Source organism: Maribacter sp. Hel_I_7, from assembly GCF_000688315.1.
Taxonomy (GTDB): Bacteria; Bacteroidota; Bacteroidia; order Flavobacteriales; family Flavobacteriaceae; genus Maribacter; species Maribacter stanieri.
The window spans coordinates 671,129-684,283 of record NZ_JHZW01000002.1; the positions used below are offsets into that span (position 1 = coordinate 671,129).

Annotated in this window: 11 protein-coding genes; 7 read left to right on the forward strand and 4 right to left on the reverse strand. The window is 34.1% G+C overall.

The window, feature by feature from the left end; translation table 11 throughout:
- The first annotated feature begins 209 nt into the window (after positions 1–209).
- Genes P178_RS0104455 through P178_RS0104465 form a run of 4 tightly spaced genes read left to right on the forward strand, consistent with a single transcriptional unit; the run spans position 210 to position 3,446 of the window.
- On the forward strand, positions 210–1,073 hold the full coding sequence (locus P178_RS0104455) for a UDP-2,3-diacylglucosamine diphosphatase (RefSeq protein ID WP_027065088.1): 864 nt from the start codon (positions 210–212) through the stop codon (positions 1,071–1,073).
- Positions 1,070–1,657: a glycosyltransferase family protein gene (locus P178_RS23660; RefSeq protein WP_316929985.1), complete on the forward strand. Its 588-nt coding sequence runs from the start codon at positions 1,070–1,072 to the stop codon at positions 1,655–1,657. Before P178_RS0104455 ends, P178_RS23660 begins: the two co-directional genes overlap by 4 nt.
- Complete coding sequence (locus P178_RS23665; protein WP_316930008.1) at positions 1,597–2,088, forward strand: glycosyltransferase family protein; 492 nt, start codon at positions 1,597–1,599, stop codon at positions 2,086–2,088. Before P178_RS23660 ends, P178_RS23665 begins: the two co-directional genes overlap by 61 nt.
- Positions 2,085–3,446, forward strand: a complete 1,362-nt coding sequence (locus tag P178_RS0104465) for a GH1 family beta-glucosidase (protein WP_027065089.1) — start codon at positions 2,085–2,087, stop codon at positions 3,444–3,446. The genes P178_RS23665 and P178_RS0104465 overlap by 4 nt, the downstream gene beginning before the upstream one ends.
- 131 nt (positions 3,447–3,577) lie before the next feature.
- On the opposite strand, the gene P178_RS0104470 is transcribed toward P178_RS0104465, so the two are convergent.
- Genes P178_RS0104470 through P178_RS0104485 form a run of 4 tightly spaced genes read right to left on the reverse strand, consistent with a single transcriptional unit; the run spans position 3,578 to position 7,356 of the window.
- The gene (locus P178_RS0104470; protein WP_027065090.1) at positions 3,578–4,756 is read right to left on the reverse strand and encodes an acyl-CoA dehydrogenase family protein; all 1,179 of its coding nucleotides are present in this window, start codon (positions 4,754–4,756) and stop codon (positions 3,578–3,580) included.
- 55 nt (positions 4,757–4,811) lie between these two features.
- A complete protein-coding gene (locus tag P178_RS0104475; protein WP_027065091.1) occupies positions 4,812–5,525 on the reverse strand; it encodes a tRNA1(Val) (adenine(37)-N6)-methyltransferase in 714 nt (237 codons plus the stop codon).
- A 35-nt stretch (positions 5,526–5,560) separates the two neighbouring features.
- Positions 5,561–6,274, reverse strand: a complete 714-nt coding sequence (locus P178_RS0104480; RefSeq protein ID WP_027065092.1) for a LytR/AlgR family response regulator transcription factor — start codon at positions 6,272–6,274, stop codon at positions 5,561–5,563.
- A complete protein-coding gene (locus P178_RS0104485) occupies positions 6,271–7,356 on the reverse strand; it encodes a sensor histidine kinase (RefSeq protein WP_027065093.1) in 1,086 nt (361 codons plus the stop codon). The genes P178_RS0104480 and P178_RS0104485 overlap by 4 nt, the downstream gene beginning before the upstream one ends.
- Before the next feature lie 327 nt (positions 7,357–7,683).
- Here P178_RS0104485 and P178_RS0104490 point away from each other — a divergent pair, with 327 nt between their 5' ends.
- The 3 genes from P178_RS0104490 to P178_RS0104500 all read left to right on the forward strand — a co-directional run bounded on the left by P178_RS0104490 (position 7,684) and on the right by P178_RS0104500 (position 13,147).
- Positions 7,684–8,787, forward strand: a complete 1,104-nt coding sequence (locus P178_RS0104490; protein ID WP_027065094.1) for a carbohydrate-binding family 9-like protein — start codon at positions 7,684–7,686, stop codon at positions 8,785–8,787.
- On the forward strand, positions 8,771–9,895 hold the full coding sequence (locus P178_RS0104495; protein WP_036145710.1) for a family 10 glycosylhydrolase: 1,125 nt from the start codon (positions 8,771–8,773) through the stop codon (positions 9,893–9,895). The genes P178_RS0104490 and P178_RS0104495 overlap by 17 nt, the downstream gene beginning before the upstream one ends.
- Before the next feature lie 147 nt (positions 9,896–10,042).
- Entirely contained in the window at positions 10,043–13,147 is a 3,105-nt protein-coding gene (locus P178_RS0104500; protein WP_027065096.1) for a SusC/RagA family TonB-linked outer membrane protein, read from the forward strand.
- Positions 13,148–13,155: the final 8 nt, after the last annotated feature.

Sequence of the window (13,155 nt, forward strand, 5' to 3'; positions counted from 1 at the left end):
GTCAATAGTTTAACACTCCCATAACTCAAACATAAGTTAGTAGTAACCTTTTCATCAATAGATTTATTGAATCTTTACGGTCATAAGTTTCAGTATATGAAATCTATCAAATTGACCTTTTTCATTTTAGCTTTTCTTGTAAAAAACTTCAAGTATATGCTGATTCTACTTCTGTCAAAAATTAAGAAAAAGGAACCTGCATTATACTTATGAAAAAAAGACCGATAGACATCGTAGTCATATCTGATGTTCATTTAGGAACATATGGTTGCCACGCCAAAGAACTTCTAAAATATTTAAAATCAATTAAGCCAAAAGAAATTATCCTCAATGGTGACATTGTAGATATTTGGCAATTTAACAAGCGTTATTGGCCAAAATCTCACATGAAGGTGATAAAGCTTTTACTTGAATGGGTAGCCAAAGGTATTCCCGTTCATTACATAACCGGTAACCACGATGAGCTCTTAAGGAAATTCTCAGGAAATAATATGGGTTCTCTTAGTATCGTTAATAAAATGGTGATTCCTTTGGAAGATAAAAAAGCGTGGATTTTTCATGGTGATGTTTTTGATGTTACCATGCAACACTCCAAATGGGTTGCAAAGCTAGGTGCTAAAGGGTACGATTTCTTGATCCTTTTAAATAGAGCGATAAACTTTATCAGCAAGAAAATGGGTAAAGGTCCTATCTCAATGTCCAAAAAAATAAAGAACGGCGTAAAATCTGCCGTGAAGTTTATAAACGATTTTGAACAGATTGCAGCAGAAATTGCCATAGAAAATGGGTATGACTACGTGATATGCGGGCATATTCATCAACCGGAAATACGTAAAATAAAAACCGATAAAGGCGAGGTCACCTATTTAAATTCAGGTGACTGGATAGAGAACTTAACGTCCTTAGAATACTATGAGGGAGAATGGAAACTATACTCCTACCTCGATGATCAATTGGTAATTGACCATACAGAAGATATCAAGGAAGAAACCTATGTTTTAGAGAAAGCTGAACTATTTGCTAGTCTATTAGAAGAATTTAAAATTAGTAGAATGTCCCAAACAACCAAATGAAAGTATTATACGCAATACAAGGTACGGGCAATGGTCACTTAAGTAGGGCTCGCGATGTAATTCCTGCGCTTTTAAAACATAATATTTCATTAGACCTATTGGTTAGTGGAATACAGGCAGACATCAAGCTACCTTATCCTATTAAATATCAATTAAAAGGCTTGAGCTTTATTTTTGGCAAAAAAGGTGGAGTAGACATTTGGAAGACCTATTACAAAGCAAATTCTATGCGTTTGCAAAAAGAAATTAAAAGTATACCGATTGAAAATTATGATCTAATTATAAATGATTTTGAACCTGTTACAGCTTGGGCATGTAAATTAAAAAACAAACCATGCTATAGTTTTAGTCATCAAGCAGCTGTATTATCTACCCAAGCTCCAAAACCTAAGAAAAAGGATAAAATGGGTAAATGGATTTTGAATAATTATGCCCCACTACTCATCAATTTGGACTTCATTTTAAATCTTATGAATCCAACATTTATACGCCCATTATTAGAAATGACATACGCTCTGCTGAAATTTCAAAAGGTGAACATTATACTGTCTACCTTCCTTCATACAGTGATGAAAAATTATTGAACTTTTTAAGTCAAATGAAAAGCACAAAATGGGAGGTATTCTCAAAGCATAATAACTATGAATACTTCAGTAAAAACATTCACATTAAACCTATTACCAATGAAGCCTTTATAAATAGTATGGCTACTAGCAAGGGTGTTTTATGTGGTGCTGGTTTTGAAGCGCCCGCAGAAAGTCTGTTCATGCAAAAGAAACTATTGGTAATACCAATGAAAGGGCAATATGAACAACAATGTAATGCAGCAGCTTTATCAGAAATGGGAGTACCTATGATCAAATCTCTCAAGAAGAAACATTTAGATAAATTAAAAAAATGGGTAGATTCAGATTCTACTGTTTTAGTGGACTATCCAGATATTACCGACAAAATTGTTTCTCAACTATTAGAGGAAGCCTCTGTAATCTGCAATGAAAGGTCGGTATCAAATTGAAAAAACAAAAAGAGTTTTTTCTGAAGGCATCCCATTTTGGGGAAAATTTTACATGGGGAGTGTCTACTGCTGCTTATCAAATTGAAGGTGGTCATGATTCTGATGGCAAAGGACAATCCATTTGGGACAAATTTACCGAAAATCCGAAAAAGATTCATAACGGGGAAAATGCCAATTCCACTTGTGATTTTTACAATAAATACAAAGAAGATATTCTGTTGATGAAGTCAATGAATATAAATAACTATCGATTCTCAATATCTTGGGCAAGAGTATTACCTAATGGTATTGGAACTGTGAATGAAAAGGGATTACAATTCTACAATGACGTTATCAATTTTTGCCTAGCACAAGGAATAACACCTTGGATTACGCTTTATCATTGGGACTTACCACAAGCTCTAGAAGAGAAAGGAGGTTGGACCAATAGAACTATTATTCAATGGTTTTCGGAATTCACAACGCTCTGTGCCAATACTTTTGGCGACCGAGTAAAACATTGGATGGTTTTGAACGAGCCTATGGTTTTTACTGGAGCCGGTTATTTTCTAGGAGTACATGCTCCTGGGAAAAAAGGTTTAAAAAATTTCTTGCCCGCAGCACATCATGCAGTTCTTTGCCAAGCTGAAGGCGGCAGATTACTTCGCCAATTAATACCTGACGCACAAATAGGATCCACTTTTTCATGTTCTCAAATTGACCCGTACAGACAAAACAAAAGAGATAAAAAAACAGCTATTAAGGTTGATGCCCTATTAAACCGATTGTTCATTGAACCCGTTTTAGGCTTGGGATACCCAACTGACGATGCATCTATTTTAAAGAAACTACAACCATATATTCTACCAACTGATATGGCAAATTGTAAGTTCGATTTTGATTTCATCGGCATTCAAAATTATACAAGGGAAAAAGTCAAGTACAGTCTTTTAGTGCCATACATAAGAGCAAAAATTATAAAAGCGAGCACACGAAATGTAAAAACTACGCTAATGGACTGGGAGATGTATCCACCTAGTATTTATAATATGATTAAGAAGTACAGTGATTACCCACAGATAAAGAAAATTATCATTACAGAAAATGGCGCCGCTTTTAAAGACAAAGTAGTAAAAGGCGGTATAGCAGATACTGACCGTTTAAACTTTCTTCAGCAGTATTTAAATCAAGTTTTTAAAGCTAAGAAAGAAGGATTAAATGTACATGGTTATTTTGTTTGGACCTTTACAGATAATTTCGAGTGGGCAGAAGGTTATTTTCCAAGATTTGGTCTCGTACATATTGATTTTAATACCTTGAAACGGACTATCAAAGAATCTGGAAAATGGTTTAGTGAGTTTCTTTCTACTAAAAATTAAGTATAAAAAAAGCCGATGCTCCCATCGGCTATAGCTTATTTCAAAAAACATACACACATCTTACCCGTGCAGTTCAAAGATAATTTTTGTTTTCGTATGGTATGTTAAGCCTATTACAGCAAACTGTTAATTTATTGAAAAGCAGGCATTCCCGTAATATCGGCACCTGTAATTAATAAATGAATATCGTGCGTACCTTCATAAGTAATAACACTTTCTAAATTCATCATATGCCTCATAATACTGTACTCACCGGTAATACCCATACCACCTAATACTTGTCTTGCTTCGCGAGCTATTTTTATAGCCATCTCTACATTATTTCTTTTCGCCATTGATATTTGCGCAGAAGTAGCTTTACCTTGATTCTTTAATTGTCCCAATCTAAACGCCAGTAATTGCGCCTTGGTAATTTCAGTTATCATTTCTGCCAATTTCTTTTGTTGCAATTGTGTAGCTGCAATAGGTTTCCCGAATTGTACACGTTCCTTTGCATATCTTAAGGCAGTATCATAACAATCCATTGCGGCACCAATTGCACCCCATGATATTCCAAATCTAGCAGAATCCAAACATCCTAATGGAGCTCCTAAACCTGATTTATTTGGCAAAAGATTCTCTTTAGGCACTTTTACATTATCAAATATTAACTCACCAGTAGCTGAAGCTCTTAATGACCATTTGTTATGTGTTTCAGGTGTTGTAAATCCTTCCATACCACGCTCAACAATTAATCCATGAATACGCCCTTCTTCATTTTTTGCCCATACAACGGCAATGTCACAGAAAGGTGAATTAGAAATCCAAAGCTTGGCACCATTTAAAAGATAATGGTCTCCCATATCTTTATATTTAGTTTCCATACCACTTGGATTAGAACCGTGGTTAGGTTCTGTTAATCCAAATGACCCAATCCATTCACCTGAAGCTAATTTTGGTAAATATTTCTTACGTTGTTCCTCTGTACCATAAGTGTAAATAGGATACATGACCAATGATGATTGTACAGAAGCCGTAGAACGAACACCACTATCCCCCCTTTCAATTTCTTGCATGATAAGTCCGTAGCTAATTTGATCTAACCCTGCTCCACCGTATTCTTCTGGTATGTAAGGACCAAAAGCACCAATTTCTGCAAGACCTTTAATAATCTGCTTCGGGAATTCTGCTTTTTGGGCATATTCTTCAATAATAGGAGATACATCTCTTTTCACCCATTGGCGCGCAGCATCGCGTACCAACAAATGTTCTTCAGATAGTAAATCGTCTAAATTGTAATAATCTGGTGCTTCAAATAAATCTGGTCTCATAACAATGCTTTTATCAAAGATAATTAAAGAAATATAACAATATACAACACTAAAGTTACATTTTTAAATAAAAGTCTTTAGTCAGCTCCACATAGTCAGTAGTATAAACATGTCGGTCTGTTTCAATTATTAAATCAGTCACCTTACTTGGTGAATCATTTCGTGAGAAGGATAACAACGTACGCTTAATTTCTGCTGTAGGGTTACCTTTTACATGAAGACATTCGTTTACAAACAAACCTAATTCAGTAGCTATTTTAATAAACGACTCTTTTTCTTTAAAAGGTATAATGGTGGCGAAAGTACCATTGTCAGATAACAATTTAGAAACTCCTTCTAACAATTCACTGAAAGGTAAAAACTCATTCTGCCTTGCCTGATCTCGTTGCAAATTACCAGATGTAACTGTTTCTGAATAAAATGGAGGATTACAGACAATTAAATCGTACTTATCGTCAATCTCATCAACAAATTCATCTAAACCAGCGTGATAACAATACAATCTATCTCCCCATGGTGATGATTCGAAATTTTCAACGCATTGTTCATAAGCAGCTGCATCTATCTCAATAGCATCAATTACCTCTGCCGCATTTCTTTGCGCCAACATTAATGCAATTACCCCAGTACCAGTACCAATATCCAGAATAGTCTCAGGAGCGTTATCTAGGTTAGCCCACGCACCTAGCAGAACGCCATCTGTACCAATTTTCATAGCACAACGGTCTTGATTTATATCAAACTGTTTAAACTTAAATAACTCGCTCACAATAAATTAAATATGTAGTTGATTGAACTAGATGTTTAGTCAGTCAGGTTATTTAATATTCTACTTTTCGCATCTGTCAAATAGCTTCTACCAATGGTATATCTGATACCGCCAATTTCTACACTATTACCTTCAACCACGCTTACTTTGTCTACAGCAATGGTATAAGACCTATGGATCCTAATAAAATTATCTCCTGGCAGTTCATCAGTAAAACTACTTAATGTTCTATGGATAATGTACTTTGATGTTGGTGTTATAATTCTGATGTAATCTTTGAGACTTTCTATCACCATTATTTCATCTAGATAAATCTTCTGTAATTTCTTTTTATCCACTTTTACAAAAATAGAAGGCTTTTCATCTTTATCTGATGTACCATTATTGGCACCTTTCTTTAAACCAATTACACGATCTACAGATTTAAAGAATCTTGGTAATGAAATTGGTTTCACCAAATAGTCTATAGCTTCAAGCTCAAAACTTTTAAGTGCATGCTCTTCATGAGCAGTAGTCATAATGACAAAAGGTTTTTTATGAAGGGTACTCAAAAACTCTAGTCCGTCTAAAAATGGCATATTAATATCCAAGAACATAATATCCACTTCGTTATCCCTTAAAAAGGTGGACGCATCTAAGGCATTGGAAAAAGTGCCTTCTAACTGCAATTCTTTAACACGAAGTATATAATTTTTAATCACATTTACTGCCAATGGCTCATCATCTACTACTATCACTTTCAAAATCATATTACCTTTAGCTTTAAAAAAACGTTGAACATTTTATTTTCTTCGAAAATTTTTAAATCATAATCATTTTTACCATATCCCAACTCCAAACGTTTTTTAACGTTAGAGAGACCTATACCACCTCTATTTACAGGATAAACAAATTCTTTATTGACATTTGGTATGGAATTAGAGACTTTAAAATCCATAAAAAACTCATCTACTTTTATATCAATTTTAATTTTCATCTCACCTATATTTTTACTTGCACCGTGTTTAAAACAGTTTTCTATAAGAGGTATTAATAACATAGGTGGAATCTTACAATTATCTAGATTACCAGAAATATTCATATCTATCTTTAAAGAATCATCAAAACGAATACGTTCCAAATCTATGTAATTTCTAATACAATTGATTTCACTTGTTAAATCTTGTCGCTGTTTTTTAGTGGCATATAACAAATACCTCATAAGTTCAGACAACTTTAAGATGACCTCTGGAGCTTGGTCAGATTTCTCCAAAGTCAAAGAGTATATATTGTTCAAGGTATTAAAGAAAAAATGTGGAGATACTTGAGACCTTAAAAAACGAAGCTCGGTTTTCAATTGTCGTTTTTCCAAATCATGAAGCTTACTACTCTCCCTAAGCCAATCTACCGTTAATTTTATAGCTGTAAAAAACGATATTACATAGACCTCACCGATCATGGTTTGTACCGCATAACCAATTGTTAAAGAGTTAATAACCTCTAAGCCCTCTGGCATTACATTAGTACTTACCAAATAATAAGTAAGATTATATTTGGCCAATAACATTACAAACAATGATGCAAGAATACATATTGTATACTGAACATATTTTTTAGTGTATATAAATTTTGGCATTAAATAATACGCGTTTAAATACGCCAAGAACATATGTATAGGAAAACCAATTAAATTGGTACGTAAGGAAAGTAAAAAATCATCGTGAATAAAAGTCCAACGAAAAGTATTGAAGACAAAATAGACCAACCAAAACAAAATATGATGCCAAGGTTTTATCTCACTTGTGCCAAAGAACTTAGGCCTACTTAAAAACTTTCTTAATCTAACATCCATAGGTTTTAAAAACTCTAATACTTTTCAATAATATGACGTTGGGCACTAATCTTAAGTTGTTAGGCTAAAAATATTCAGATTACTAATAATTATGAAAATATTCAATCTAAATATACAGAATAACGAAAACTCAAATATGTTGTTAAATGTACTTAAAAACAACATTTGCACAGCTTCATTTTAAAATGAGCTTAATAAAAGGGTTAAGTTGATTGATTAAAATTCAACATTATTCAAACTTCATCTCATATTAAATCGATAAAAAAAAGATTGAAAAAATCTCGGAGTTGTTGATTTTAAAGAAGTTAAGTGCTAAAAAATAAGATTATGGAAATTTTCAATAAAAAATCATTGAAAGCTAAAAAGGCAGTAGCACTACTATTGTTTATGTTATACTTAGGTGCTATTTCAATGCTAGCACAAGAAACACCAAGAACTTACGTGGCTCATAACACCATTGAAAATATTAAAATTGATGGTAAAATGAACGAATCTTCATGGCAAAAAACAGCATGGTCCAGCAACTTTATAGATATAGAAGGGGTTAAAAAACCAACATACGAAACAAAGTTTAAAATGCTTTGGGACGATGCCAATATTTATTTCTTTGTAAAATTAAAAGAACCTCATGTTTGGGCTACCTTAAAACAGAAAGACACCATTATTTTTTACAATAATGATTTTGAAATCTTTTTTGACCCAGATGGCGACACTCATAATTATTATGAGTTTGAAATGAACGCTCTAAATACAATTTGGGACCTATACCTATCTAAACCTTATAGAAATAACGGTTATATTATGGATGGATGGGATTTTAAAGGCTTAAAATCAGCTGTTCAAGTACAAGGAACTTTGAATAATTCTACTGACATAGACGAAGGCTGGACTATAGAAATTGCTATTCCTTGGTCATTTACAACTGCCCCGGGGGGAACCACCAATATACCAGAAAATGACTTTTGGAGAATGAATTTTTCGCGTGTAAATTGGGACTTTGATCTTAAAAATGGTCGTTATAGTAGAAAAAAAGACCCATCAGGCAAGTTTTTACCAGAATACAACTGGGTATGGTCTCCACAAGGTGTTATTAATATGCATGAGCCAGAACATTGGGGTTATGTCTATTTTGATAAAAATTCAATGGGAGCTACTACTGATTTCACCATACCAGAAGACGAGCATATTAAATGGTATTTGTATGAATTATATAGAAATCAAATAAATAAAAATAGCACCGAAGATGGGTGGATTTTAAAAAAAGGGATTCTTCAAAAAGAGTCTAAACTAATATTAGGAAAGTCAGTTACCGCTATTTTAGAAAAGAATAATTTTGGTTTTGACATTTGGATCAAAAGCCCATTCACCAACAAAAAACTAGTCATACACACAGACGGAAAATTCGAAACATATAATGATACAACCAACTAAACTTTTAAAATTTATAGTCCTTTTTGTATTCGCCTTGACTATTTCATGCGAATCAAAAAAAGAAAAAACAGCATCCTCAACTACTGAAAAATCTTCTACGATCAAAGAAGAATCATTTAAATTATGGACTTGGGTTACTGCCGAAAAAACTAGAACCGACGAATCTTTTGATGAAGAATTTAAAAAGTATGGAGACAATGGTCTAGATGCTATTTTAATAAACACGTATGGAGATCCAGAATTACTTGCTAGACTTGTACCTATTGCAAAAAAGCATAATTTAGAAGTACATGCTTGGATGTTTACCATGAACCGCCCCGGAGATAAAATTGCGGAACAACACCCAGAATGGTACGCTGTAAGTAGAGATGGAAAATCTTGTTTTGACGAACCACCTTATGTTGGTTATTACAAATGGCTTTGCCCAACCAGAAAAGAATCGCGCGAACATGTACTTAGCTTAATAGAAGGTCTAGCTAAAGTAGAAGGCGTAGCTAGTTTCCATTTAGATTATATTAGATATTCCGATATTTTCCTTCCAATTGGTTTGTTACCCAAATATGATTTAAAGCAAGAGACAGAATTAGCGAGATATGACTTCTGCTATTGTGATGTTTGTACGTCAGAATTTGAAAAAGAACACCATAAGAATCCTAAGGATTTCAGCAATCCTGCGATAGATATGGAATGGAAAAATTTTAGATTGAATAAGGTTAAAGCTATTGTTGACGAGGCATACAAAATTACACATGAGAATGGCAAACAATTAACCGCCGCCGTATTTCCTTATCCAGAAATGGCAGATCACATGGTACGCCAACGATGGGATAAATGGCAAGTAGATGCCGTATTACCAATGATTTACAATGTATTCTACAACGAAGAAATAGATTGGATCGGGTATGCTACTAAACAAGGTGTTGAAGATTTAAAAGGAAAAGATACAGAACTACATACCGGAATTTATGTACCAGAAATGACCCCTGAGCAATTAAAAGAAGCTATTTACCAAGCTAAAAGCAATGGTGCAAAAGGTGTTTCTTTCTTCGATGGACCTGCTATAACAGATGACCAATGGCGTGTTATTAGTGCATCACAAAACCCATGATTAATGTTTAATATTTAAAAATTTACTTTTTATTAACACGTTGTTAAGCTTATCACAATAGTTATTAGTCGAAATTTTTGAACATTAGATGGAATATAGCTCAACTTATCCTCGTATTTTATACAAACTAACTAAACTCAATCATTTATGAACAAAAAATTCTTAAGTTTTTTGACCATTACATTACTGCTTTTTTTTCAAGGAGTAACAGGTCAAGATAAAAACGTATCCGGTGTTGTCACAGATGATACAGGATCACCTTTGCCGGGTGTTAACGTAGTTGAAAAAGGCACATCGAACGGAACTTCTACCGATTTTGATGGTAATTATGCAATTAGCGTTGATGCAAACGCAACATTAGTTTTCTCCTCTTTAGGGTACAAGACTAAGGAAGTTGGCGTTAATGGAAGGTCAACAGTAAACACTTCAATCGCTGAAGATGCTAGCGAATTAGATGAAGTTGTAGTAACGGCTTTAGGTATTCGTAAAGAAACCAAAGCATTAGGTTATTCTTTAACAGAGGTTGATGCCGATGAAATTTCTACGGTTAAAACACCAAACGCAATCAACTCATTACAAGGTAAAATTGCGGGTGTGAACATTTCTCAAAATGCAACAGGTGCTGCTGGTTCAAGTAGAGTTGTAATTAGAGGAGCAAGTTCATTATCTGGTAATAACCAACCTTTATATGTTGTAGATGGTATTCCTATAGGTAATGGAAACAATGGTTCTGCTAGTTTATGGGGTGGATCTGATGGTGGAGATGGTATCTCTAGTTTAAATCCTGATGATATCGAATCTATTTCTGTTCTTAAAGGTGGTGCGGCTTCTGCACTATACGGTTCTCGTGCTGCAGGTGGTGTAATTATAGTTACAACCAAATCTGGTAAAGGACAAGAAGGTTTTGGAGTTGAATTTAGTAGCTCGGTAACTTTTGATAAAGTAAATACCGACTTACAAGACTTTCAAAGAGAATACGGTCAAGGTGTAAGAGGTGTAAGACCAGGGTCTCAGCAAGCTGCCCTTGAAGCAGGCACTTCATCTTGGGGTGAGGCTTACGACGGTGTTAGTACTCCTCAGTTTGATGGTGTTTCTAGACCATACTCATACACAGGTAATAATGTAGATAAATTTTACAGATCTGGTTCTACATTTATTAATACTGTAGCAATCACCAATGCTTCTGAAAACTTAACGTATAGACTTTCTGCATCAGACTTAACAAACGAAGATGTATTGCCAAATGCAGGTTTAAATAGAAAATCATTTTCTATTAACTCTAGTGCAATTTTAGGCGAGAAACTTACAAGTAACGTTAATGCTAAATATATTATAGAAAAGGTTCAGAATAGACCTAGACTTTCAGATTCACCAGGTAACGCAAACTTCTCAGTTGCATTGTTACCAGGTAATATTGATGTAACAACATTACAACCATCAACAAATCCTGATGGAAGTGAAAGAGGCTTTTCAAACAACACGTTCTCTACGAATCCATATTTTGCTGCTTATAACTTCAACAATCAAGATGTAAGAAATAGAATTATAGCATCTACTTCTTTACGTTATGATATATTAGATTGGTTATCCCTAACCGGTAGAGTTGGTATAGATAATGACATTATCAGAAGAACATCTGTAGAGCCATTTGGTACAGCATACAAACCTTTAGGTGGTATCAATGAAGAAGAAAGAAGATATAACCAAGTTGATGCTGATTTAATATTAGCTGCAGAAAAGAACATTACAGACAAGTTTGCAATTTCTGCTCTTGTAGGAGCGAACAACAACCACGTAAAATCTGAAAACTTATTCTTAGGTGGTAATGATTTTATTGTTCCTGGTTTAGAGGATATAGGTAACACTGTTAGCCAATCAAGAAGCAGAGAATATTCTGAAAGAAAAATTGGTTCTGTATATGGTTCATTAGAATTGTCTTACGATCGTTGGGCTTACGTAACTTTTACAGGTAGAAATGACTGGTTCTCTACCTTATCTTTCCCTGGAAAGACAACGCCTAATGATGATTTTTATCCATCTATAAATGCTAGTTTAATTTTATCAGATGCTTTGAACTTACCAAATTTCGTAAGCTTCTTAAAACTAAGAGGTGGTTATTCTGAAGTTGCTGGTGGTGCTCAGGATCCTTATTCTCTTGCGTTAACTTATGAAATATTCGGAAACCCTATTCAAGGTCAACCATTAGGTAGAATTTCTGGTAGTACAGTACCAAATGCAAATCTTGTTGCATTCAGTAAAAACGAAACTGAAATTGGTTTGGATATGAGATTATTCAATAACAGACTTTCATTAGATTTCGCTTACTATAACAATGAAACTACAAATGACATTGTAAATGTTGCCACTTCTGAGTACTCTGGTTTCTCTGGCGCAAGTGCTAACTTAGGTAAGGTTTCAAATAAAGGTGTTGAATTTCTTTTGAGTGGTACTCCTATTCAAACAAAAGACTTTTCATGGAATACGACAATTAACGGTGCTTACAACGAAGGTTTAGTTGTTGCTACAGATAATGTTGATTCTGATGTTAATTTAGATGAGCCAAGAACTCAAAATGTTAGAATTACACATATCGTAGGCGAAACTTACGGTACTATCGTAGGTGTATCTTACGAACGTGATGATAACGGTACTATCATTTATGAAATAGATGGTGATGGTGTTCCTAGAGCAGTAGAAGGTGAACGTAAAATTTTAGGTGAAGGTGTACCACCATTAACAGTTGGTTTCACAAACTCATTTAGATATAAGAATTTCAATTTAAATTTCTTGATCGACGGTAAATTTGGTGGTCAGATTTTTTCTGGAACCAATACTATACTTTATGGAACAGGATTACATAAAAACACTTTAGAAGGTCGTGAAAACGGTTTAACCGTTTCAGGTATTGATGTTGCAAATGGGCAACCTTTTACAACAACTGTTGCACCAGAAGATTTAGAAACTTACTATGGTGAAATAAATGATATCGCTGAAGAATTCGTTGAAGATTCAGATTATATCAAATTCAGACAAATGAGCATCGGGTATTCATTACCAAAGAAATCTTTGGATAATGTATTCCTAACAGATGTAAATGTTTCCCTTATCGCTTCTAACTTATTTTACATTAAAAGAAGTGTAGATAACATCGATCCTGAAAGTGCATATACTGCAGGTAACTCTCAAGGTTTAGAATATTTCGGGGTTCCTTCAGCTAGAAGTTATGGTCTAACTATCAATGTAAAGTTTTAAAAGAGAAC

Coding starts and splice junctions, on each gene's coding strand:
- P178_RS0104455 (WP_027065088.1), top strand. CDS start 210: ATGAAAAAAAGACCGATAGACATCGTAGTCATATCTGATGTTCATTTA.
- P178_RS23660 (WP_316929985.1), top strand. CDS start 1,070: ATGAAAGTATTATACGCAATACAAGGTACGGGCAATGGTCACTTAAGT.
- P178_RS0104470 (WP_027065090.1), bottom strand. CDS start 4,756: ATGAGACCAGATTTATTTGAAGCACCAGATTATTACAATTTAGACGAT.
- P178_RS0104480 (WP_027065092.1), bottom strand. CDS start 6,274: ATGATTTTGAAAGTGATAGTAGTAGATGATGAGCCATTGGCAGTAAAT.
- P178_RS0104485 (WP_027065093.1), bottom strand. CDS start 7,356: ATGGATGTTAGATTAAGAAAGTTTTTAAGTAGGCCTAAGTTCTTTGGC.
- P178_RS0104490 (WP_027065094.1), top strand. CDS start 7,684: ATGGAAATTTTCAATAAAAAATCATTGAAAGCTAAAAAGGCAGTAGCA.
- P178_RS0104495 (WP_036145710.1), top strand. CDS start 8,771: ATGATACAACCAACTAAACTTTTAAAATTTATAGTCCTTTTTGTATTC.
- P178_RS0104500 (WP_027065096.1), top strand. CDS start 10,043: ATGAACAAAAAATTCTTAAGTTTTTTGACCATTACATTACTGCTTTTT.